The 22,436-nt window shown below is 48.0% G+C and carries 18 protein-coding genes and 3 pseudogenes; 4 read left to right on the forward strand and 17 right to left on the reverse strand.

Annotated features, from left to right (window positions below; all coding sequences use genetic code 11):
* The first annotated feature begins 49 nt into the window (after nucleotides 1-49).
* Nucleotides 50-987 (forward strand): annotated as a pseudogene (arcC, locus tag DXA97_RS03160) (carbamate kinase).
* A 177-nt stretch (nucleotides 988-1,164) separates the two neighbouring features.
* On the opposite strand, the gene DXA97_RS03165 reads toward arcC, so the two are convergent.
* The 9 genes and pseudogenes from DXA97_RS03165 to DXA97_RS03210 form a co-directional block, all read right to left on the reverse strand.
* On the reverse strand, nucleotides 1,165-2,115 hold the full coding sequence (locus DXA97_RS03165; RefSeq protein WP_118718571.1) for a GTP-binding protein: 951 nt from the start codon (nucleotides 2,113-2,115) through the stop codon (nucleotides 1,165-1,167).
* Between the two features lie 145 nt (nucleotides 2,116-2,260).
* Entirely contained in the window at nucleotides 2,261-3,445 is a 1,185-nt protein-coding gene (locus DXA97_RS03170; protein WP_118718542.1) for a CobW family GTP-binding protein, read from the reverse strand.
* A 227-nt stretch (nucleotides 3,446-3,672) separates the two neighbouring features.
* Nucleotides 3,673-4,038 (reverse strand): metal-dependent transcriptional regulator, encoded by a 366-nt coding sequence (locus tag DXA97_RS03175; protein ID WP_118718543.1) that lies wholly within the window; start codon nucleotides 4,036-4,038, stop codon nucleotides 3,673-3,675.
* Nucleotides 4,039-4,265: 227 nt separating this feature from the next.
* Nucleotides 4,266-6,354 (reverse strand): annotated as a pseudogene (locus DXA97_RS03180) (heavy metal translocating P-type ATPase).
* Nucleotides 6,355-6,537: 183 nt separating this feature from the next.
* Nucleotides 6,538-6,855 carry a DUF6110 family protein gene (locus DXA97_RS03185; protein ID WP_118718544.1) on the reverse strand — a complete coding sequence of 106 codons (318 nt, stop codon included), beginning with the start codon at nucleotides 6,853-6,855 and terminating at the stop codon, nucleotides 6,538-6,540.
* A 217-nt stretch (nucleotides 6,856-7,072) separates the two neighbouring features.
* Nucleotides 7,073-7,348 carry a transcriptional repressor gene (locus DXA97_RS03190; protein WP_118541047.1) on the reverse strand — a complete coding sequence of 92 codons (276 nt, stop codon included), beginning with the start codon at nucleotides 7,346-7,348 and terminating at the stop codon, nucleotides 7,073-7,075.
* Nucleotides 7,349-7,728: 380 nt separating this feature from the next.
* Complete coding sequence (gene feoB, locus DXA97_RS03200; RefSeq protein ID WP_118718546.1) at nucleotides 7,729-9,912, reverse strand: ferrous iron transport protein B; 2,184 nt, start codon at nucleotides 9,910-9,912, stop codon at nucleotides 7,729-7,731.
* Nucleotides 9,913-10,041: 129 nt separating this feature from the next.
* Nucleotides 10,042-10,260, reverse strand: coding sequence for a ferrous iron transport protein A (locus DXA97_RS03205; RefSeq protein WP_118541053.1), 219 nt, complete (start codon nucleotides 10,258-10,260; stop codon nucleotides 10,042-10,044).
* A gap of 99 nt (nucleotides 10,261-10,359) precedes the next feature.
* Nucleotides 10,360-10,575, reverse strand: coding sequence for a FeoA family protein (locus DXA97_RS03210; protein ID WP_347560041.1), 216 nt, complete (start codon nucleotides 10,573-10,575; stop codon nucleotides 10,360-10,362).
* Between the two features lie 306 nt (nucleotides 10,576-10,881).
* On the opposite strand from DXA97_RS03210, the gene DXA97_RS03215 reads away from it, so the two are divergent.
* On the forward strand, nucleotides 10,882-12,171 hold the full coding sequence (locus DXA97_RS03215) for a sensor histidine kinase (RefSeq protein ID WP_182436783.1): 1,290 nt from the start codon (nucleotides 10,882-10,884) through the stop codon (nucleotides 12,169-12,171).
* Nucleotides 12,172-12,263: 92 nt separating this feature from the next.
* Here DXA97_RS03215 and DXA97_RS03220 read toward each other — a convergent pair whose 3' ends face one another.
* The 7 genes and pseudogenes from DXA97_RS03220 to DXA97_RS03250 form a co-directional block, all read right to left on the reverse strand.
* Nucleotides 12,264-13,091: a metal ABC transporter permease gene (locus DXA97_RS03220; protein WP_118718548.1), complete on the reverse strand. Its 828-nt coding sequence runs from the start codon at nucleotides 13,089-13,091 to the stop codon at nucleotides 12,264-12,266.
* Nucleotides 13,088-13,797, reverse strand: a pseudogene (locus DXA97_RS03225) (metal ABC transporter ATP-binding protein). Before DXA97_RS03225 ends, DXA97_RS03220 begins: the two are co-directional and overlap by 4 nt.
* Nucleotides 13,797-14,990, reverse strand: a complete 1,194-nt coding sequence (locus DXA97_RS03230; protein ID WP_243107539.1) for a metal ABC transporter substrate-binding protein — start codon at nucleotides 14,988-14,990, stop codon at nucleotides 13,797-13,799. The pseudogene DXA97_RS03225 and the gene DXA97_RS03230 overlap by 1 nt, the downstream one beginning before the upstream one ends.
* Before the next feature lie 167 nt (nucleotides 14,991-15,157).
* Entirely contained in the window at nucleotides 15,158-15,889 is a 732-nt protein-coding gene (locus tag DXA97_RS03235) for a hypothetical protein (protein ID WP_118718549.1), read from the reverse strand.
* Nucleotides 15,778-17,160, reverse strand: a complete 1,383-nt coding sequence (locus DXA97_RS03240) for a hypothetical protein (protein ID WP_118718550.1) — start codon at nucleotides 17,158-17,160, stop codon at nucleotides 15,778-15,780. Before DXA97_RS03240 ends, DXA97_RS03235 begins: the two co-directional genes overlap by 112 nt.
* 332 nt (nucleotides 17,161-17,492) lie before the next feature.
* Complete coding sequence (locus DXA97_RS03245) at nucleotides 17,493-17,918, reverse strand: flavodoxin (protein ID WP_118718573.1); 426 nt, start codon at nucleotides 17,916-17,918, stop codon at nucleotides 17,493-17,495.
* Between the two features lie 222 nt (nucleotides 17,919-18,140).
* Complete coding sequence (locus DXA97_RS03250) at nucleotides 18,141-18,731, reverse strand: DUF3793 family protein (RefSeq protein WP_118718551.1); 591 nt, start codon at nucleotides 18,729-18,731, stop codon at nucleotides 18,141-18,143.
* 256 nt (nucleotides 18,732-18,987) lie between these two features.
* On the opposite strand from DXA97_RS03250, the gene DXA97_RS03255 reads away from it, so the two are divergent.
* Complete coding sequence (locus tag DXA97_RS03255; RefSeq protein ID WP_118718552.1) at nucleotides 18,988-19,896, forward strand: MerR family transcriptional regulator; 909 nt, start codon at nucleotides 18,988-18,990, stop codon at nucleotides 19,894-19,896.
* Between the two features lie 199 nt (nucleotides 19,897-20,095).
* Here the strand turns inward: DXA97_RS03255 and DXA97_RS03260 are convergent, their stop codons facing one another.
* Nucleotides 20,096-21,544, reverse strand: coding sequence for a cell wall-binding protein (locus DXA97_RS03260; protein WP_118718553.1), 1,449 nt, complete (start codon nucleotides 21,542-21,544; stop codon nucleotides 20,096-20,098).
* A 224-nt stretch (nucleotides 21,545-21,768) separates the two neighbouring features.
* Between DXA97_RS03260 and DXA97_RS03265 the strand changes: the two genes are divergently transcribed.
* Nucleotides 21,769-22,197 (forward strand): DUF5684 domain-containing protein, encoded by a 429-nt coding sequence (locus tag DXA97_RS03265; RefSeq protein WP_243107540.1) that lies wholly within the window; start codon nucleotides 21,769-21,771, stop codon nucleotides 22,195-22,197.
* Nucleotides 22,198-22,436 lie beyond the last annotated feature (239 nt).

Consider the following 22,436-nt stretch of genomic DNA (forward strand, 5'->3'; position numbering starts at 1 on the left):
CTATAATGAACCCAAATAGAAAAATTACATACAGAAAGGGTTCGATCATATGGCAAAGAAAAGAATTGTTATGGCGCTTGGCCACGACGCTCTTGGTACCAATCTCCCGGAGCAGAAAAAAGCAGTGGCTTCCACAGCAAAATTAATTGCGAATTTCATCCAGAATGGCTGGCAGGTTGCCGTCGTTCACAGTAACGCACCGCAGGTAGGCATGATCCACACAGCTATGAATGAGCTTTGTTTCCATCACGATGGAGAGGGCTACACTCCGGCTCCTATGTCTGTCTGCTCTGCCATGAGCCAGGGCTACATCGGATATGACCTTCAGAACGGCATCCGTTCTGCCCTCTTAAAGCGCGGTATTTACAAGCCGGTATCTACCGTCCTCACCCAGGTTGTGGTCGACCCTTACGATGAATCCTTCTACAACCCAGTCAAGAAGGTTGGCCGTTACATGACCAGGGAAGAGGCTGATGCAGAGGAAGCAAAGGGAAACTATGTCACAGAGGTGGACGGCAAGGGCTGGCAGCGTATCGTATCTGCCCCGAAGCCGGTCGGAATTGTCGAGATCGATACCATCCGCACCCTGATGGACGCTGACCAGATCGTTATCTCCTGCGGCGGCGGCGGTATTCCGGTCCTCGAGCAGGGCAGCGAGCTGCGCGGTGCCAGTGCAGTGATTGAAAAAGACTCCGTCAGCGGTCTTCTCGCAAAAGAGATCGATGCCGATGTTCTTATGATCCTCACCGATGTCGACCAGGTATCCTTAAACTACGGTAAGGCTGATGAGAATCCTCTTTCCCATATGACTGTGGAGGAAGCTGAAAAATACGCAGCAGAGGCCAGTTCGGCGTCTCCTCCATGCTTCCTAAGATTGACGCAGCCATCTCCTTCATCTGTGCCGGAAAGGGCCGCAGCGCCATCATCACCAGCATGGCAAAAGCTGAGGAAGCTGTAAACGGAAAGGCTGGCACCACGATCGAGTAAAGGATTTTACCGCATAAAAATGGAGCTTTGCAACATGAATTGCAAAGCTCCATTTTTATGCCTCATAGATCTTACAGCTGCTTCGCTGCACACTCGCACTGGATATACTGCTCCGTTGTATCATGCAGTATGGTAAACTCTTCTTCTTTTCCACTTATGAATGCCGAAGCACGTCAGTTACCCAAACTGTACTACATCCTTGATCGGCTCTGCCGGCACTACCTCCTCGGCGTAAAGCACCGGTCCTTCCCCGTTATAATCCTGCCAGTATTCGATCTCAACCCGGGCACGTACCGTTACCCACTGTCTGGTTTCTAAGTTTCTGGCCTCTTTAGACTTGCAGATATAGCCAAGGAATGTCATATCCTCCGCACAGCAGGTCATTGCCATACGTCCCGGAACAAAATAGTTTTTCGGGAAGTTAGAAGACTTCATGACCATCGCCGTAAACTCTACCACCTTGCCCTTATAGCGCTCCGGTTTGTCCATGCAGTCAATATACCAGATGCCATAAGCCTCCGGACTGATCTTGATCACATCTGCCTTCATATCGTATGGAAGATCTTCCTCGGAGATCTCGTCGATCTCACCATTTTCATCCTCAAACACAATATCACACTTGGTATTCATGGATTTGAGCATACGTTTATAGCGGTCCAGATCCTCGATTCCGTCGCAGCGGTTGCAGATGATAAGCTCAGAATTCTTTACCATGGAATTTAACAGTGACTTCATATTCTTAACATAGAGCTCGAAGGTCGACATGTCAATGATGGTAATCTGCTGGTAGATGGTCCAGTCCTTTGGAAGCTTGAGGTCATCCTGGTTCCACATACCATTCCACTCGATCAGGACACGTTCCGGCTGGTGCAAAAGCTCCAGCTCAGTTAAGCGGTCCGGTGTGATCTCCTCCAGACTGTCTACATATACGACAGAGGTTTTGGTGTCTGCAAGCAGCGCATCGTCATACTCTGTATCGCCTTCCTCACACACGATCAGGAGGGTCTTTCCGTCTGTACGGAAATAATCCTGTTCCATGGTAAAGGACAAAAATTCGGTTTTTCCGGCCTCCAGAAAGCCGTTGATCAAAAATACCGGCGTTACTTCATCGTCAATCATTGGTCCCATAGTTTGTACCTGTCCTTTTTTCTTTTTAAGAAAGCGCTGATGCATTCAGCGCCTTCCTATGGTCTGTCCGGGCAAAATCTGCTGCCACAACTGTGCGGTACGGAATTTCTAATTCAGAAAATCCATACCCGTATGCAGCAGGCAGTTAGTTTCTACCGAACGCTTTCTTCAATTCGTCTTCCTTTAAGTTTGCGCCGATGACACATACCTTACCGGTGTAATCCGGTGCTCCGGTGCGGATCTCATACTGCTCCGGAACCATATCAAAGTAGTACCACTCGCCTTCCTTCTCACTCGGAAGCATGCCTTTTGCACGGAGAACATCGCCGTATTCGTTACCGTAAGCCAGCTCCTCCAAAATTGCAGTCAGAGTCTCCTTGCTGCAGGCATCGATGGTCTCAAGGCCCCAGCTGCTGAACACTTCATCTGCATGATGATGGTGATGGTCGTGGTCATGGCAGCCACAGGTGCACTCCTCATCATGGTCGTGATGATGATGCTCATGCTCGTGGTCATGGTCCTCGCAGCCGCACTCCTCGTCGTGATCGTGGTGATGGTGCTCATGCTCGTGGTCGTGATCCTCGCAGCCACACTCCTCATCATGGTCGTGATGATGGTGCTCATGCTCGTGGTCATGATCCTCGCAACCACAGCCGCAGTGCCCGCCATGCTCGTGGTGATGGTGGTGTGCGTGCTCCTCCTTTACCTGGGCCAGCAGTTCTTCCATCATGGTGTCCGGCTTTTCGATCAGCTCTAAGAGCTGTGCACCGGTCAGCTGGTCGATCGGGGTGGTCACAATGCTTGCATCCTTATTGTGCTCACGGAGCAGTTCTACATCGGCTAAGACCTTCTTGGAATCTGCCACATCGGTACGGCTCATAACGATGGTTCCTGCATTCTCGATCTGGTTGTTGAAGAACTCACCAAAGTTTTTCATATACATTTTGCACTTGGTCGCATCTACGATGGTTACAGCGCTGTTCAGCTTGACATCCAGATTCTTTGCCACGTCGCGCACTGCGTTCATAACGTCGGAAAGTTTGCCGACACCTGACGGTTCGATGATGACACGCTCTGGTTTATACTTGGTCAGTACTTCCTCCAGAGACTTGCCGAAATCTCCTACCAGGGAGCAGCAGATACAGCCGGAATTCATCTCACGGATCTCGATGCCGGAATCCTTTAAGAATCCGCCGTCGATACCGATCTGGCCAAACTCGTTCTCGATCAGGACAACCTGCTCGCCCTTGATTGCTTCCTGTAAAAGCTTCTTAATAAATGTTGTTTTTCCTGCGCCTAAAAAGCCGGAAATGATATCAATCTTTGTCATGATGATCCCTTCTTTTCTTTATGCTCTGCCGGTCTGCCGTCAGCAGCCGTTGTTACTGCTTATGTTAGCACCCGACAACTTATCATTATCGTTTCCCATTCTGTCACAAAATTCCCAGAATGTCAATATGCCGGGCAGGTTAGGCCCGGCATATCATGTAGTCACTGGTCACTGTACACAGCAGGAATCTTCAGAAAAATTTCCGTACAGTACAGCTGTGGCAACCTTTATTTTCTTTTTCCCATATAAGCACTGATGCCATCAACCACTTCCTGGTCCAAGATGTGTTCCATGCGGCAGGCATTCTCCTCTGCCATTTCCTCAGAAACACCCGTTACCTCCTGCAGGAATGCGGTAAGGAGCAAATGACGTGCATAAATAGACTTTGCCTTGGCAAGACCTTCTTCGGTAAGCTGAATATCGCCACCCTGCTCCATGGAAATGAAGCCCTGGTCCCGCAAAAGTCCCATGGCCCTGCTGACACTTGGCTTGCTAAAATTCAGCGCACGTGCCACGTCAATGGAACGCACAACTCCTTTTTTTTCTTTGATCATCAGTATTGTTTCCAGATAGTTTTCCCCTGATTCGTGCATACAACAACCTCCTGTCCCGTCATGGGATATCCGCAGCAGGCCTGACAAACGCCAAAAACGGACTGCGAATACTATAATCATAAACGATAATCCCATGCAAGTCCAGCACTTTTCCAAAGTTGTACGAATTGTTTCTATGAAAAAATTCTCAATACATCTTTCATTTCTGACATTGTTCGAATTATTTTATATAGAAAACTTCTTCTCCGGAAAAGCAGCCACCCATTTTATTCTGGAAGCAGGTTTTTCATGCTCTTTAAGCCGATCAGGAGCGTAGAAGTATTGTGCAACAGCGCAGAAGTTGCAGGCGGCAGAATGCCAAGAACACCAAGCGCGATCAGGCCTGCGTTAAACCCTACGATCGTGCGGTAATTCCAGTTGATCCGCTTCATCAGATGATTGCTGATCAACTTTAATGTTACCACCTCGTAGAGGTTGTCCGCACCGATGGTCACATCGGCGATCTCTCTCGCAAGCTCCGCACCATCGCTGATGGCAATGCCCACATTCGCTGCGGAAAGCGCCGGGGAATCGTTGATTCCGTCACCGATCATGATGACCTTGCGACCTGCATTCTTTTCTTTCTCCACAAAGCTTGCCTTATCCTCCGGAAGCACTTCGGAATAGTACTCATCGACTCCTGCCTTTGCAGCGATCGCTTTTGCCGTACGCTCGCTGTCGCCCGTCATCATGACAACCTTGCTGATGCCTGCCTCTTTTAAAGAAGCAATGACATCGCGGGCCTCCTCACGCAGCGGATCCTGAATGCAGATCACGGCTGCCAGGCTCCGTCGATTGCCAGATACAGATGGGAATATTCCGGCAAAAGAGCATCGAATAACTCCTGCTTTCCTTCTGGAATAGTACATTTCTCGTCTTCAAAGACAAAATGAGCACTGCCGATGATGGCTTTCTTCTCGCCATTTTTATCCTCCAGGGTTGTGGAAATGCCATGCGCCACAATGTACTCTACCTTGCTGTGAAGCTCCTCATGAACCAGGTTTTTCTTCTTTGCTGCGTCGACCACTGCCTTTGCCATGGAGTGCGGGAAATGCTCCTCCAGGCATGCCGCGATCCGGAGCAGTTCATCGCTGCCCATCTCATTAAAAGATACCACATCCACAACCGTCGGCTGTGCCTTGGTCAGGGTTCCGGTCTTATCGAAGACAATGGTATCTGCCTCGGCCATCGCCTCCAGATACTTGCCGCCCTTAACCGTAATGTCATACATATTGGCCTCACGGATTGCAGACAGGACCGAGATCGGCATAGCCAGCTTTAAGGCACAGGAGAAATCGACCATCAGGATAGAAAGTGCCTTCGTGGTATTTCTGGTGATGAGCCAGGTAAGGCCCGTGCCGAGCAGGCTGTACGGAACCAGCGTGTCAGCCAGATGCTCTGCCTTGCCCTCCAGGGAGGATTTTAATTTTTCTGATTCCTCGATCATGGTAACGATCTTGTCGAACTTGCTGGAGCCTCCGGTCTCTTTGACGCGGATGGTGATCTCGCCTTCCTCGACAACGGTACCTGCATAAACGGACGCACCCGCCGTCTTGGCTGCCGGGACCGACTCACCGGTTAAGGACGCCTGGTTGACCATGGCTTCTCCTTCGACTACTTCGCCATCGAACGGGATGACATTGCCCATGTGAACACGGACAAGGTCTGCTTTCTGGATGGTATTGGTCGGAACCAGTATCTCCTGTCCATCGCTCACCAGCCATACCTTGGTGATGTTTAAGGACATGCTGCGTGCCAGATCTCCCACCGATTTTTTGTGCGTCCACTCTTCCAGGATTTCACCAACACCAAGCAGGAACATGACGGAACCTGCCGTATCGAAGTCGCTTCTTATAATCGAAACGCCAATCGCGGTCGCATCCAGAACCGGAACTTCAATCTTTCTGGCTGCCAGTGTACGGATTCCTTTCCATATATATTTCACGGATTTCACCGACGTGATCACTGCCCGGATGCCGACCGGAAGGAACATGGTATTTCCTGCACGCAGGATCACGCGGGTCATCAGCTTGTCCCAGTACTCACTGTTTAAGGCACGGCCGGAATTCTGCAGATAAGACTCCGGGACTTCTGCCTTCTCATAAGAGAATGTCTGCAAGTCACGGACAACCTCATTCCGGTCTCCGTCAAAATGAATGACCATTTCGCCAAGACGTTCCCGTACTTTTACAGAAATCGCATACGGCTTCGCGTTGAAGTAATACTGCAGGTATCAGCCTGCTCGAAGCTCATGCGGCCCTGCAGAATCTGGACACGGATTCTGCCGCGGATTTCATGTTTGATCACAAATTTCATGAGATATCCCTCTTTTCACTACGGATATGTATTTTATATGTATTTCAAAGGAAAAGGGATGCAATCGCATCTGCTGCATCCCCATTTTCCTGTTTTCACGTTACGATTCTGTATCATCCAACACCGTAACATTCCTGTAAAAACCGGGCGGCAAGTCACAGATGCCGCCCTAAACCACAAGCATTACTCAGCGTCTGCTGCCTCGGTTTCCTCTGCTTCAGCCTCTGCTGCCTCATCTGCGAATGCAGCTGCCTCAGCCTTTGCTGCGCGCTCCTCATTGATCTGCTGAGCCTCAGCGTAGATGTCCTCTGCATTTGCCTGTACGCTTGCTGCTACGTTCAGGACACATGTCTTTGCGCGAAGAACAGCTGCGGTGCAATTGGTATAAAACTTCTTTGCATCCTCACTTGCAAGTACTTTTACGCCTGCAGTACCAAACAGAACACCTGCTGCGAAAATTCCGGATTTCTTAACATCGAAAGCTTTTAAACATTTTAACATGACTGGATTCCTCCTCATATGTAATTTTATTTTTTGTTTACTGGGTATTCTAACGCATTCATTTTCAAAATACAAGAGTCTTTTTGATAAAAATTCTTAATAAGGAAAGAAAGGGAGTGTTAATGATAATCTTTCTCATTAACACTCCCTTTCACGATTCTCCACCCGGAAAATGAACTTCCTGTTTCAGCCCGGAGGCAGAACCTTCTTCTGCATTTCATGCGAATGCCATATGTTCTCCCATACCGTAATCAATCCGATACATGTTTTTTCTCTGAATCAGACCAGCTTCTTCCAGTGTTTTCACCATACGGTAAACCGTAGCCATGCCAATGCTTGGGTCACGTTTTGCTGCCTTATAATAAATTTCCTTGCAGCAGCTGCACTCATCCTGTAAAATCACATCAATCAAAAGTTTTCTCTGGCTGGTAATCCGGCAGCCATTCTTCTTCAGTTCCGAAATAATAAATCCTTTTTTTGCCTCAGCTGACATATGATACCTCCTCTTGGTTGTTTGCTCTTTCTGGTTGATTTTGGTTAGTTCTTGCTAACTTATGGTTTTACAGAAAGGGCAGACAAAACTGCCCTGATCTGTTTGTTTCTTATTTTGTTTTTGGTTCCGGAGTGGAAGGATGACAGCTTGCACAGCCGGAACAGCCGGCGCAGCTTCCGGAACAGCCACCTGATTTTTTCTGCTGGTGACGCTTTCGGATTACATAGAAACAATATCCGGCGATGACGGCCACTACGATAATATCTGCTAACACTTCCGTTCCCTTCTTTCCATACCATTTGAATGCAGCTCCGGCCGGTGAAAACCGGAGCTGTAAAATTCTAATTTGTTTTTTATTGCGTTTAGCGCTTCTTCTATTATTATGAAGCAGCCTGTACCGATCTCTTTGCGTAGGTCTTCTGGTCTTTATACGGATCCGGACGGAACAGCATGAAGAGCATGAAGAGTAATACAACGAATCCAACTACGGTGCCAAAACCGAAGGTGCCGTACAGTAAGAAGGATCCCACCTGATAAATAACCAGGGTTACTGCGTAAGCGAATACATTCTGGAACACAATTGCAAACCAGAACCATTTGCGGCTCTGCATCTCTTTTGCCATGGTAGAGATTGCTGCCAGGCACGGAGAATCAAGCAGGTTGAACAGCAGGAAGCTGAAACCAGCCAGAGCAGTCGGGAACCACATGCCAACACCAGCTGCAACGGTATCTGCATCCTCGACATCGCCTGCAACGTTTGCAAGAACGCCCATGGTAGAAACGATACCCTCTTTTGCACTGAAGCCGGAGATTGCTGCTGCAACCGGCTGCCACTCGCCCCAGCCAAGCGGTGCGAACAGCGGTGCGATCGCGCCGCCGATGATAGCCATTAAGCTGTCTGCGGAATCCTCAACCATACCAAATGCGCCATCCTGTACACCAAAGGTGCTTAAGATCCACATAACTACACATGCTAAGAACAGTACGGTACCTGCTTTGATGAAGAAGCCTTTCAGTCTCTCCCAAACGTGAAGCAGGACAGTTCTTGCAGACGGAATATGGTACTGCGGAAGCTCCATAACGAACGGAGCCGGCTTACCGGAGAACGGTTTGGTCTTCTTTAACATGATTGCTGCGATCAGGACTGCTGCGATACCGATGAAGTACATCAGCGGAGTGATCATGCCAGCGACATCCCAGCCGGTTACATAACCAGCCATAACACCGCCCATAAGAGCGATAACCGGAAGCTTTGCACCACACGGAACAAAGGTTGCAGTCATAATGGTAAGACGTCTGTCGTTATCCTGCTCGATGGTCTTGGAAGCCATGATTCCAGGAATACCGCAGCCAGAAGAAATCAGCAGCGGGATGAAGCTCTTACCGGAAAGTCCGAAGTGACGGAACACACGGTCCATAACGAATGCGATACGTACCATGTAGCCGCAGTCCTCAAGGATAGACAGGAATAAGAACAGGATTGCCATCTGCGGCATGAATCCAAGGACGGCACCCAGACCACCGATGACGCCGTCAACAGCCAGGCTGATGATGAAATCGCTTGCGCCTGCATTAGTAAGGAAGTTGGTTGCAACATCCTGAATGGCACCTACAAAGGTATCGTTGGTCCAGTCGGTAACAAAGGTACCAACAGTGGATACGGAGATGTAATAAACAACCCACATGATCGCGATGAAGATCGGAATACCAAGAATACGGTTGGTTACGATCTGGTCGATCTTATCGGACACGGTCATCTTGTCTTTGCCCTTCTTTACAGAAGAGGAAACAACCTTCTGGATGAATTTGTAACGCTCATCGGTTACAATACTCTCCATATCATCATCATGCTTTTCTTCGATTTCTTTTCTGGTTGCCTCAACGATGCTTGCAGCGGAAGCTGGAAGCGTGATGCTCTCAACAACCTTGCTGTCGTTCTCGAGGAACTTGACTGCATACCATCTCTTCTTGTCAGCAGTGATGCTGTCCGGAAGAACCTCTGCAACCTTGGCAACTGCTTTTTCCATCTCCTCGGTGAAGATTTCCTTCGGCAGTGCTGCCTCTTTCTTGTGGGCAACCTCAACTGCCTTATCGATCAGCTTGTCAAGACCGGTCTGCTTTAATGCGGAGGTCTCAACCACCGGGCAGTTCATTAACATGGAAAGTCGCTCTACATCGATCTTCATGCCTCTCTTCTCGAGAAGGTCGGTCATGTTTAATGCGATGACAACCGGAACACCAGTCTCGATGAGCTGGGTGGTTAAGTACAGGTTACGCTCGATGTTGGTGGAATCCACAAGGTCCACAATCACATCCGGGTTCTCTTTCAGCACATAATCACGGCTGACAACCTCCTCCAGTGTATATGGAGACATGGAGTAAATACCCGGAAGGTCGGTTACGATCACATCCTCATGTTTTCCTTTTGTTTTTAATTTACCTTCTTTTTTCTCTACCGTAACGCCCGGCCAGTTACCTACATACTGGTTTGCACCGGTGAGGGCATTGAACATGGTTGTTTTACCACAGTTCGGGTTTCCGGCAAGTGCAATCTTAATTGCCATTTTCTTCCTCCCTGAAGCCAGATCCTGGCTTTCATTCTTCAATGTTGTCCTATGTATGATTCTTTGTTTGTCACAAAAACTGTATCGCGCAGAATTTTCAATCCCAAAGTTTCCTGCCGCGTACAATAACTATTTTACCTCTACGCACTGGGCATCGTCTTTTCTGACAGACAGCTCATAGCCTCTGACGGTAATCTCAACCGGGTCTCCAAGAGGAGCAACTTTTCTGATGTAAAGCTCGCTTCCTTTCGTGATACCCATGTCCATAATACGACGCTTGTAAGCACCATCACCACTGATCTTGGTTACCACAACGGTACTTCCAACTGCTGCATCACCTAAAGTCATCGTCTTAAATCTCCTTTCCCAAAGATCGCTGCCCTGATCACCATCCGGCACGGGCAGATATATTTTTCATTTGTATATAGTTACGTCCTTTCTGATTACTTACGCAACCATGATGTGACGTGCCATATCCTGGTTAATTGCGACTCTGGAATCCTTGATATTCACGATCACATTGCCTCCGATCGCTGAGATCACGGTAACCTCGGTTCCTGCCACGAAGCCAAGATTCTCCAGAAAACGTCTGCACTCCTCATTGCCTCCAACCTTGTGGATTCTGCTCGCCTGTCCAACCGGCGCCATAGTAAGTGGCATCATAACTCATCTTCTTTCTTTTCTTGTAGTATATAAATTTGCACTGTAACTGATGTAATATTTTGATATAACACTTACACCAAATGGAATCAGCGGGGAATATTAGCACCCGCTAACTTTAGATTAGTATAGGCTAACTTCGGTTAGCAGTCAATAACTTTGCAGCAATTTTGTCATTTTTGTTAGTTGTTGCTAACCACAGGTTTGCTTATTGAGAAAAAATTATTACTATTGCAAGCTTGACAGATTTTTTCAGAAAAATATGGTATGATAGGCATATCTTAGATGTGTTTTAGAGAGGTTATCGATATGATTGAACTGGTTTTTAACGAATTTCTCAATACATTTCCATTTTTTATATTGGCTTATCTGCCCGTCTGCGACCGCATGCGTTTTGCATTCAAAAAGTCCTTCTTGATGATGTGCATCTGGGAATCGGTTTATCTTTGCCTGTTTTCCCTGCTCGTGATCTTCGGACTCTCCAGCGTTTCCGCACAATATCTGGCAATACCGGTTCTGTTCGCCTTGATGATGTTTTTAGTTGACGCGGATATTGGAATTACCGCATTTCTTTTTTTGTTTACGGTCGATTACCTTCTGGTCATCCGTGGTGCAACCTTCTATCTCTGCCAGAAAATTTTTCATGTTTCGTTTTTGTCATGGCAGGCTGGTGCCGTTACCCTGATTCTTACCCTGACAACCGTATTTTTCATGTCAAAGTTCCTGAAAGGAATCCTTTCTGATCTGCTCAGTGTACGGCTGCCGGACTTCTGGAAGACCGCATGGCTGCTGCCATGCTCCGCAACCGTTATGGTCCTGCTCCTCACCGGAAATATCCGCAACGGAAATGTAAAAAGTAACGCACTTATAGCGAGGATCCTGCTTCTGGTCTGCATGTTCCTTATTAGTCATCTGATCCTTTTATTCATTCGGAACCTGCAGGAACAGATCATAGAACAGGAACGCAACAAAACCATGGAAAACCTGTTGAAGATGCAGCGGAAGCAGTCGGAAGAGCTCCAGGTACGCATCAAAGAAAACCGCAGAGCGAGACATGATTTCCGGCAGCACCGGGCAGTGATCCGGGACCTGGCAAACCGTGGAGACTTAGATTCCTTAAAGAATTACCTGGAGGAATATGAGCAGCAGTTTCCCGATTCATCCGACCGGCTATACTGTGGAAACCTTGCCTTAAATGCCGTTCTTTCCTATTATGCAGACCAGGCAAAACAATATTCCATTTCCATGACATTCAAAATCGATTTGCCGGAAAAGCTGCTCATCCCGGAAACCGACTTTTGCGTTCTGATCGGAAATCTTCTGGAAAATGCCCTCGAAGCCTGCAAAGCACAGGCCAGCGATTCCTTTATCCGCGTTCTGATCAAGCAAAACCAGATGTCCTCCATCACGGTTGCCGTGGACAATTCCAGTTCCTGCCGCCCGGTATGGGATGGACAGAAGCTCCTCTCCACGAAACACCCGGGAAACGGAATCGGGACTGACTCCGTGCGCTATATCGCAAAACGCTACAAAGGTGATGCCAACTTTGAATGGAAAGATGGGGTGTTCTACGCATCGGTTATACTGAACCTGCTGTAAACCTGCTGTAAAATAACAATTTATTTCACTTTAATAGGGCCGTGTGAGTTGCCTTTCGGCAACTCACAGGCCCTTGTCATATACTTAAATTGTTATTTTTTTGTGATGCGCATGAGTACGTTCTGCGCGATCGTGAACAGCACAAATGCGGCCAGGTTTACCATGACGACACTGGCACCTGCCGGGGTGGAAAATCCATAGGAAAAAATAATTCCAAGGAGGAAGCACACCACGGCCAGAACCCCAGAGCAGATAACAACACCGCGGAAGCTTTTGAAGATCCGCATGGAGGTCAGTGCCGGGAAAATGATCAGGCTGGAGATAAGCATGGCACCCATCATCCGCATGCCGAGTACAATGGTGACTGCCGTTAAAACAGCAATCAGAACATTGTATAATTCTACCCGCACGCCGGTTGCTTTTGCAAAGTTTTCATCGAAGGTTACTGCAAACAGCTTGTTGTAGCATAATACAAACAGGCACAGCACAATGATGGAAAGTACTGCACTTAATATCACATCCTCACGGCTCATGGCAAGAATACTTCCGAACATATAGCTGCTGACATCGGTTGTCATGCCAGTTGTCAGAGAAGTGACTATAATACCAAGGGCAAGGGAACTTGCAGAGATCATGGCAATGGCTGCGTCACTCTTCACTTTTCCGTTTTCAGTGATGCGGAGCAGGAAAAAAGCTGCCAGTACAACAAGCGGGATCGATACCTTAAGCGGGGACCAGCCCACGGCAATGGCGATGGATAACGCGCCAAAAGAAACGTGGGATAAGCCGTCTCCGATCATGGAATAACGTTTTAGCACCAGACTGACACCAAGCAGGGCGGAGCAAAGCGAAACCAGGATTCCACCCACCAGGGCACGAACAACAAATGGGTAGGAAAGCATTTCAAAAATCATACTCATGCCTCTTCACCTCCCAGAAATTCTTTGCCAGCCACGCTTTTTTTGTACTCCTCCGCTGTTCCGCAAAATACAACCTTCCGGTGAAGATGCAGGATCTTGTTGGCCTGGCTGATGACATTGCCAATATCGTGAGATACCATGATGATGGTAATCCCATCTTCTTTATTCAGCTTCTTGACCAGATGATAAAAGTCCTGGATCGCAGATGGGTCAAGACCCGTGATCGGCTCGTCCAGGATCAGAAGCTGCTCTGTTGCACAGAGGCACGTGCAATAAGGACGCGCTGCTGCTGTCCTCCGGAAAGCTCCCGGTAGCATTTGTTTTTCAGATGTTCAATGCCCAGACGTTCCAGATTGTGCGCCGCCAGTTTCCGCTCCGCCATGGAGTAAAACGGGCGGTTTCCTCTGCGGCTTAAGGTTCCGGACAATACCACTTCCTGTACAGTGGCCGGAAAATCCTTCTGGGCCGCGGTCTGCTGCGGAAGATAGCCAATCCCGCCACGTTTTAAATCATCTGCCACGGTAAGCGTACCGCCTGTAGGCTTTAAGAGACCCAGTATGCCCTTAATGAGCGTACTCTTTCCAGATCCGTTTTCTCCTACCACACAGAGATAATCCCCCGGGTAGATTTCCAGATTCAGATCAACGACTGCATCCTGGTTCTCATATCCAAAATCAGTATGTTCGCATTTGATAATCGGATTCATCAGTCAATTCCTTTTCTTAAATTTTCGATATTCTGGCGCATCAGTCCGGCATAGGTAATACCGGCATCAAACTGCGCCCGGGTAACATTGTGGCAGGAATGAAGAAGCAGTGGTTCTGCCCCGGTCTCTTCTCCAATGATCTCAGAGACCCGGTGACTGCTCAGTTCCAGGTAATATACAACCGGGATCTGCTCCTCTTTCACCTTATCGATCAGATAGGCGATGGTTTTCGCACTCGGCTCTGTGTCGGAGCTGCAGCCGGAAAATGCCGCCCGGTAATCCAGCTGGTATTCATCTGCCAGATAACGGAATGGGAATTTATCTCCCATCACGATCATGTTTCGTTTGCGGTTTCTGGAAACCTCACGGAAGCCTGCATCGATTTCTTCCAGTTCCTTTTTGTAATCTGCAGCCCCCTGCCGGAATACCTCTGCATGTGCCGGGTCTGCCTCTGCCAGTGTTTCTCCGATCACATCCACCAGCTTCATGGCATTTACCGGAGAAGTCCAGATGTGCTCGTCGTACTCAATCGCTTCTTCATGGCCATCGTGATCCACATAGTCGCTGTGATCATGATCGTCAGCTTCCTGCGCATGGGCTGCGTGCTCCTCCGGTGTTTCATGGCTGTGGTCGTGGTCATCAGCTTCCTGCGCATGGGCTGCATGCTCCTCCGGTGTCTCATGGCTGTGGTCGTGGTCATCAACAGCTGCATGGGAATGCGCATGGTCATGGTCGTGCCCTGCATCTTCCATGCCTTCCACGATTTCCTCTTCCACGGTATCTACATAATCCATCATGGTAACGATGGTCATATTGGAGGTATCCAGGGCGCCCAAGGTATCCTCCAGCCAGTGTTCCATGGTCCCGCCGTTGCTGATCAGCACATCGGCATGCTGGATCGTCCGGATGTCGGCCGGGGTCGGCTCAAACGAATGACTGTCCATACCTGCCGGAATGACCATCTGAAGGTCCACCTGGTCACCAGCGATCTGCCGCACGAAATCGTAATATGGAAACAAGGTTACCGCTACTTTTAGTTTTCCGTTTTCTTCCGAAGATGCATCAAAGGCTCCCTGGCTCCCACCAGCCGGTCCGCATCCGCTAAGAAGCAGTGATGCCCCAAGGAACGCGGCCAGCAGACGCTTTCCTGTCATATAGCCTTTCCAAACTGTATTGTGTCTGTTTAATTTCATGTTCATTTCTTTCTGTTGCTGTCTCACCACTGCGGACAAACCTGCACAGTGATATGTCTCTGTAACATCAGACAGCTCCAGTCATCATGCACTGTGACTGAAGCTGTCTCATTTGGTTGCATAGCTAGTTTAAGTATACCACATTCTTTTTATTATGAAAAGAATCATTATTTACAGATTTTCTCGATCCACTGGACCAGTTCTCCGTCATAATCAGCATCGCCATGCGGCTGGTCCCATACCAGGGCATAATCTACATCGGCGCCGGTCTTATTCTCCAGACTCAGTGCCAGCACAGCCGAGATAGAAAGTGCAGTATCGGCATCCTGGGTTCCGACCCGGATCCGGATATGCTCTGCCGTGTCGGCATCCTCAGAACCAATATAATTTAACGGGTTCAAAAGCTGTTTGCGCTCTGCTAACGCCTTATCTCCGATCACTGCATCATAACCTTCTGCATACTTCGCATACTCATCCGGGAATTCTTCCTTTAAACTTTCCAGAACATCCGGCATATAGGAGTCGAAATGGAAATACTGGTGTGTCTCGTCACCGAATTCCAGATTCTCACCGGAATTCTCACTCATCTCCAGATTATCGAATGCCATAACTGTTTTCATTCTCGGATTGTAGTCAGCCAGGTAATCATCCAGGCTGGTGATTTTGGCCTGTTTGCCGTCCCAACTGAGGAAGCTGCTTAAATCGCTTCCTTTTTCTGTTACAACGGCGCGTCCTGTATCCCTGGTTTCTGTGCTGTCCGTTTCCGACTTTATTCTTCCTGCATTCTCTATTTTCCCTGCATTTTCCAGTTTGCCAGTTTTCTTCTGTTTCTGTCCTTCGCCCAGCTTTCCTGCATTTTCTGGCTGACCGGTTGCCCCAGCTTTTTCTGCATCTGCCATCTGCCCTGCATCTCTGGTTTTTCCCGCATCTCCCGGCTGCCCTGCCCTGGCTTTCCACCACGGCCCTGCTTTGTATAATTTCCCTTCAGATAGTCCTCCAGCGTATACGGAACGTTCAGAGAACCTTCTGAAATTTTTTCCAGATAGACCGTGGCTGCGTCTTCTACCTTCGCAACCATATAATTATAGAAGGAACCGCTGCGGCCATCTTCCCCTAAGTTCAATGCCTCGCCGCTTTCCGGATCTACCAATTTCAAACTATTGATGTAATCCACATAGCCAGATGACATCTGTGCCGAAACTGCCTTCTCAAAGTCAGTGGACTCGCCGTTTTCACCACTCCTGCTGTTGTTGTAGGTCTGAAGGTTCTGATACATCCACTCATATGCCTGGTCCGCATGATCCAGATCTGTGATCGGACAATAAGCCTGCGCAGCATAGACATCATCTGTCTGATCCATGGCCGCACCGATTTCCTTTAAATATGGGTCATAATCAGACACATTTCCGGTACTGCCAAGGAGTGCACTCATTGCTCCACCCGCACTAGTGCCGATGGAAATGATCTTGTTTGCATCACCGGCCATTTCCGCATCATTCGCTTTCAGGAAGTGGATTCCCGCCTTCAGGTCCACCAGACCCGCCGGGGATTTTCCGATATAGGTGCCATCTGCACTCTGGGTTTCCTTTCCACGGCTGGCAGGAGAAACAAAAATATATCCCTGCTTGATATAATTGCTGTTTCTGTCAGAAATCTTCGAAGCATCTGCCTCTGCATATCCGCCCACACCATTCTGGTAAATGATCGGAGCCGTCGCTGCTGTGTAGCCATTTACAGTTCCTTTTTCATTGATGGTCCCGCCCGCATTCATATAAGCAGCCGGTACATAAATGTTCATGCATTCCTTTACCGGATCTGCCGGGTTTTCGCAGTAGACAATGTATTCCAGACCGTAACAGCCGTATTCATCATAATAAACCCATTTATCCTGAAAATCCTTCAGGTCCAGACTCCCCTGCAAAAGCTGTGATACATCCGGGGTCTGGCTCATGGCCATACCTGCATAGAATGGCTTGCCATCTGCTCCAGCTTTTTCGTCTGCGGCTCCCTGCATATCTGGATCTGTAGTATTCTGCTGATTTTCTTCTCCTGTTTCCACTCCGGATGCCACTGTACCGGCTTTCTGGCTGCTGCAGCCAGATACTCCCACCGCTGCAACCGCGGCCGCAAACAATAAGCTTCCCTGATAAAACCGTTTTTTTCGCTTCATATTAAATATACTCCTGTTCTATGGCTGTTCACAGTCACAGCCTTTTTCATGACGTTCATTTTATAAAGCGAATGTGATTGGAACATGGAAAATCTGTGTTCATTTTGTGAAATTGCATGCGTATCTTTGCGGAACGTTTTTGTTTCATAGGACGCAATTTCCTGCGAAACAAAAACGCCCCGCAATCCAGACGCGTGACTTGTTTCGTCAGTCATCTGGTATTTACGAGGTGTTCTGTCATTTATAACGATTGGTTGCTCTCACGATATTACAGTTTGTGCTGCCTGCTCAGCAAAGGATTTTTCCGATGCTGTACATCCTGATCGTTCAAATTATTTTGCCAGTGCTGCACCAAGTGCCTTGCATGCTGCTTCGTCATCGTCATTCGGAGTCAGGTTTGCGATCACACCCTCGCCATTTACTACGGTTGCGCCAGCTGCCTGCATGCGCTCTACCCATTTGCGCATCCACTCGCCATCGCCCCAGTCATAAGAACCAAAGAGGCCAACGGTCTTGCCGGAGCAGATTCCCTCTACTGCTGTTACAAAATCATCCATCTCTGCATCCAACTCCTCATCGCCCATAGCGGAAGCGCCCAGTGCGAAGCTGTCTGCATCCTTTAACATAGAAACATCTGCTGCGGATACTTCAACAACATTGGCCTTTCCACCTGCTTCTTCCACACCTGCACCTACAGCCTCAGCCATAGCCTGTGTATTTCCGGTGCTGCTCCAGTAGATTACGTTTACTTCTTTCATGTTCGTTGTTCTCCTTTCTATTTCCGGCTGCATGGCATTTTCCATACAGTCTCCATCCACAGCGTAGAAACGTGTCGCTGTTTGCACAATGCATGGACAGTAACATTTTCATCTGCTGCAGGATCTGGCATATTGTCTCGAATTTCTGTTTTACAAGGAATTACGCTCTGTAAAGCAAAAATGCTCTGTGAAGATGTGCCATGACACCTTCTTTTTTCATGCTTAAGATACCGCCACGTGGGACAGTGTCCGCCCACACATGATTTCCCGAAGAGCCTGTTCCTTTACCCGGTCATACAGGTCAAAGATTTTTTCCGCCTCCTTCGGATTCTGGTATACCTTCCAGTAACGGGATGTCAGGCTGTTTTCTCCGCGGTTGATGATAAATCCTTTCACATCTCCCACCGGGTAGCCCAGCAAAACGCCCAACTCATGAGGGAATTCTTTCGCAGTTCCAGCATAGCGCTGATACCGCCTCCGGAGTCTCGCCAGCACAGAAGCCACGTCAAACCGGTCATATCCGCAGTTCTGCAAAAATTCCCGGACCTCCCGGCTCTTGAGATGCCGTTCCAGCTGCTCATAGCGGTAGAGAAATAAAACTTCTTTTTCCGCGTCCATGTAAAGCGGAATACAGATAATTCTGCTCTTTTTTAAGTACGCACGGATCTTACGCCATCCGCCCGGTTTCATGGTAATGAGATTGGAAATCTTCACACCCTTTAAAACCGGTGCGCATTGTGTCACAACCCGAAAGCCAAACTTTTCTTCCGATGTACAGTTATTCAGAAAATGAAGCATGGTCTCTGCTGACATGTGCCGTTCCTCCCTGTAAGATTTCTTTTCACCTGCGCATCAGTTACCTGTCGCTAACCAGATGTGAGTATGTTAGCATATGCTAACTATTAAGTCAATCCACTTTTTCGAGTAAAATTCTCATTAATGCTTTATTGAGAATTTGTTGTGATCTGGCCTGCATCTTTTGATTTATTTTTACGCATTTTTACGATTTTATTACATTGGTTGATTTTTCTTATTTCTCTTGCTACCATTTTGCAAGGAGGTCAATGACATGAATCAACGAAAATACCTGATCGGTGATGTGGCAAGCCTTATGGGCATGAGCCGCGACACCATCCGTCATTATGAAAAACGCGGACTGCTCACTGCCCAAAAAGCAGAAAACGGTTACCGCTACTATACAGAAACGGATCTTTCCAGGCTTCTCGGTATCCTTTACCAGAGAAAGATGGATATCGGCCTGAATGATCTTGCTGCACTCTGGAATGCGCAGGATTCTTCCGACTCCAATGAGCAGTTAAACCGGATCATCAGCCAGCGTCTGGCAGAAGAAGAGGCGGCAATCGAAGAACACAAACGCACGATTGCCCGCTTAAAGCTCACAAAAAACGATTGCGAGAACATGCAGAAATATGCAGACCAGATTTTTCTTTGCTCTATTCCGGATTCCTATCTGATCGAAACGAACCTGGCATTTCAGGATGGTCTTGAACAATGGTTCCAATACGCAAAGGAATACAATGGGCTGGATACCATGTATCTGTTTGATGAATTTCAGCTTCAGACAACATCGCCGGAAATGCCTTTGGCAGATTCCCTGCATATCGCGGCTGGGAAAAACGCTCTGTCAGCTTCGCAGCCTGCAGCACAGAAGGATACCCTGTGTCTCGATTATCAGCGTTCCTCTCTTCTGCTTCATAAGGATATGGCAGAATACACTGATTATTCTGTCCCTACCGATATTCCCTGTACGGATCCGTCCAGACAATATCTGTCTGTATTCTATACTTCACAGGACCGCATTCCGCCAGTCCATGTAGTCCGGAATATGATCGCCTATGCACAGAAAAACGGCTTACATCATGGCTCACAGCTGTTTTCTACCTTTCTCATGCAGGGGATCCGCGGACAAAAGCAGTGCTATTATATGCAGTTGTATCTTGCTGTATCAGATTCCTGAGGAAAAAACATTTACACTTTGAAAGATATAGAATATATGCATTTAAAAAGGACGTGCCGCCTTCGACACGTCCTTTTTTGCAGAGAGTTTTTATTTTATGACTCTGTCACCTGACAGTCCGTCATTTGTTGCATTCATTATGTGATGGTTTTCATAGCTTTTATATCTGTTCTATTTTTCCGGTTCTGGAGTCCTCCTGTTAATTCGCACTATATTTCTCGGTTCCTTCATAGGTTACCATACCCTTACTGTCGGTGCAGTAGTAACGGTCATCGCCATCTTTGGCATTCTTCTTATTCTTCTGGATCTTGCCGCTGGTATTTACCAGGTAAGCACCGTCCTTGGAAGAATCATCCGGGTCGTTCCAGTCTACTTTCTTAAGCTTCTCCTCCTTATCAGCCTCGATCCGTTTGCCCTTCTCATAGATCACGCCGTCCTCAATGCCATTGTAGCCCTGGCCGCGCTCATCTCCGGATTTGCGGAAGTTGTAGGTATGGCGCTCTCCGTCAATGTCCAGGGTTACGGTTCCGGTCTTCATTGCGCCATCCTTAGAGGTTCCGCCGAAGTAGTAAAGCTCCTCCGGATCACCTGCCTCCGGCAGATTGCTCTCACTCTCAACCTCTGTGCAGGTCAGGATATCGTTACCGGATACAGTCAGCTTATAAAGGCCTTCCAGCATCTTGCCATACTCATCAAACGCATAGTAGGATCCATTGATCTTTTTGATGCGGCTCTTGACTACATCACCATCTTTTTCTGCATAATACCAGCGCTCCTCGCCATCTGCGTAACCATCCGGGTCTGTGTTCTCACCAGGAACTGTCTTAAACCAGCCAACAGACAGCCAGCTGTCACTGACCGGGCTATAGAAGCTCGGGGTTGCCACAGATGCTGCATTGCTGGAGCTTGCATACCAGCTGAAGCGTGCATTACCATACTCCTCAAAGTAATACTTGCGCCCGTTGATGGTCTTTTTTGTATCTGCCGCCTTTTTACCGTTTGCATTGAAATAGAACCAGTACCAGTCCTGGAACTCATCGTTGGTCTGGTCATCATCCACTACATCCAGGCGCTCCCATTGGTGGCTTCTCATGGCCCCGTCATTCGCCGCCCCCAGATAATACACGCCTGTCTGCCATGCGTCATCCCCGGTCTGGCGCTCACCCTGCTCATCGATCCAGCCGTAAAGCATTTTTCCCTGCTCATCAAACGCATATTTTTTTGTTACTCCATCTGCCCGGACGATGCTCTTAAAATTCACTTTTCCGGAATCTTTTGCCTTATAGGCCTTTCCATCCGCGCCGAAATAATACCAGGCTGTATCTGAATCATCGTCGTCCTGCTTGTCTTCGTTTTCTAACTCCCGCCACTGGTTTTTGACCATGGCACCGCTTTCGTTGACATAGTAGTAATTGTCGTTATCCTCCACCAGCTGGTCTGTTGCCATATCCCCGTCTTCATCTAACCAGAAAAAGTCGTTTCCGGATTTTCTCCAGACAGATGTAACTGCCTCTCCATCCTTATCATAATAGCGCCAGGTTCCGTCTTCCTCCTGCCAGCCTGTCGCCGCAAAGGACAGCATACTCGTTCCCAGGGTCAGCGCTGCGGCTGCACACGGAATCAAAAGTGTTTTTGTGTGTTTTTTCATTGTATTTTCTCCTTTCGATGCTCTTGTCATCTGACAGTCCTGACTTTACACCATGGAACCATTCCAAGGTCAATGGAAGTAAACGAATCGTAAAAATCCGTAATTTTTCAGAAATATTTCTTGCTTTCTTGACTATTTTCTTAACACAATCTATACTGTCAGTATGTTATTGTTCACGCGTTGCGCAAACAACAGGACGCAAAAGAGAAAGGAAGGTATACGTTATGAATAATTTTGCTGCTTTAATTCTCGCCAGCATTGGAACCATTGTCATTCTGGCTGTTGGCTGGTACGTTCTTCTGGCAATTGCTTACTGGAAAATTTTTGAAAAGGCCGGAGAACCGGGCTGGAAGGCTTTGATCCCATTTTACAACACCTACTCCCAGTACAAATTCACCTGGAACCCGAATATGTTCTGGATCGTACTGGTCTGCTCCTTACTTGGAGGAGTACTCGGTTCCACAGAAGGTGCTTTATCTTATGTTGGCACTCTGTTCACACTGGCTTCTGCCATCGTCAATATCATTGCTGCAAACAAGCTCTCAAAAGCGTTTGGACATGGCGTAGGATTCACGATCGGTTTATTTTTCTTAAACCCGATCTTTATGCTGATCCTTGCATTCAGCAGTGATGAATACATCGGGCCACAGTAAAATCTAATATAACAATTTAAGTATATGACAAGGGCCGTGTGAGTTGCCGAAAGGCAACTCACACGGCCCTATTAAGTTAATCAAATTGTTATTTGATCGCTTCCACCTTATACCCGGCATCCTCAATCGTTTTTTTTGAGCAGTGCTTCATCCAGCTCGCGGTCATAGCTTACCACGGCTTTTTTGCCGTGCAGGCTGACTTCTGCGGATGCACCGTCAATCTTGTTGATGGCTTCGGT

Source organism: Clostridium sp. OF09-36 (assembly GCF_003481985.1).
In the GTDB taxonomy this organism is placed as follows: Bacteria; Bacillota; Clostridia; order Lachnospirales; family Lachnospiraceae; genus Brotaphodocola.

What these genes read in the sequence shown, in the direction of transcription:
- DXA97_RS03165 (WP_118718571.1), bottom strand. Translation starts at nt 2,115, where the DNA reads ATGGGACCAATGATTGACGATGAAGTAACGCCGGTATTTTTGATCAAC.
- DXA97_RS03170 (WP_118718542.1), bottom strand. Translation starts at nt 3,445, where the DNA reads ATGACAAAGATTGATATCATTTCCGGCTTTTTAGGCGCAGGAAAAACA.
- DXA97_RS03175 (WP_118718543.1), bottom strand. Translation starts at nt 4,038, where the DNA reads ATGCACGAATCAGGGGAAAACTATCTGGAAACAATACTGATGATCAAA.
- DXA97_RS03185 (WP_118718544.1), bottom strand. Translation starts at nt 6,855, where the DNA reads ATGTTAAAATGTTTAAAAGCTTTCGATGTTAAGAAATCCGGAATTTTC.
- DXA97_RS03190 (WP_118541047.1), bottom strand. Translation starts at nt 7,348, where the DNA reads ATGTCAGCTGAGGCAAAAAAAGGATTTATTATTTCGGAACTGAAGAAG.
- feoB (WP_118718546.1), bottom strand. Translation starts at nt 9,912, where the DNA reads ATGGCAATTAAGATTGCACTTGCCGGAAACCCGAACTGTGGTAAAACA.
- DXA97_RS03205 (WP_118541053.1), bottom strand. Translation starts at nt 10,260, where the DNA reads ATGACTTTAGGTGATGCAGCAGTTGGAAGTACCGTTGTGGTAACCAAG.
- DXA97_RS03210 (WP_347560041.1), bottom strand. Translation starts at nt 10,575, where the DNA reads ATGATGCCACTTACTATGGCGCCGGTTGGACAGGCGAGCAGAATCCAC.
- DXA97_RS03215 (WP_182436783.1), top strand. Translation starts at nt 10,882, where the DNA reads ATGATTGAACTGGTTTTTAACGAATTTCTCAATACATTTCCATTTTTT.
- DXA97_RS03220 (WP_118718548.1), bottom strand. Translation starts at nt 13,091, where the DNA reads ATGAGTATGATTTTTGAAATGCTTTCCTACCCATTTGTTGTTCGTGCC.
- DXA97_RS03230 (WP_243107539.1), bottom strand. Translation starts at nt 14,990, where the DNA reads ATGAAATTAAACAGACACAATACAGTTTGGAAAGGCTATATGACAGGA.
- DXA97_RS03235 (WP_118718549.1), bottom strand. Translation starts at nt 15,889, where the DNA reads ATGGCAGATGCAGAAAAAGCTGGGGCAACCGGTCAGCCAGAAAATGCA.
- DXA97_RS03240 (WP_118718550.1), bottom strand. Translation starts at nt 17,160, where the DNA reads ATGAAGCGAAAAAAACGGTTTTATCAGGGAAGCTTATTGTTTGCGGCC.
- DXA97_RS03245 (WP_118718573.1), bottom strand. Translation starts at nt 17,918, where the DNA reads ATGAAAGAAGTAAACGTAATCTACTGGAGCAGCACCGGAAATACACAG.
- DXA97_RS03250 (WP_118718551.1), bottom strand. Translation starts at nt 18,731, where the DNA reads ATGTCAGCAGAGACCATGCTTCATTTTCTGAATAACTGTACATCGGAA.
- DXA97_RS03255 (WP_118718552.1), top strand. Translation starts at nt 18,988, where the DNA reads ATGAATCAACGAAAATACCTGATCGGTGATGTGGCAAGCCTTATGGGC.
- DXA97_RS03260 (WP_118718553.1), bottom strand. Translation starts at nt 21,544, where the DNA reads ATGAAAAAACACACAAAAACACTTTTGATTCCGTGTGCAGCCGCAGCG.
- DXA97_RS03265 (WP_243107540.1), top strand. Translation starts at nt 21,769, where the DNA reads ATGAATAATTTTGCTGCTTTAATTCTCGCCAGCATTGGAACCATTGTC.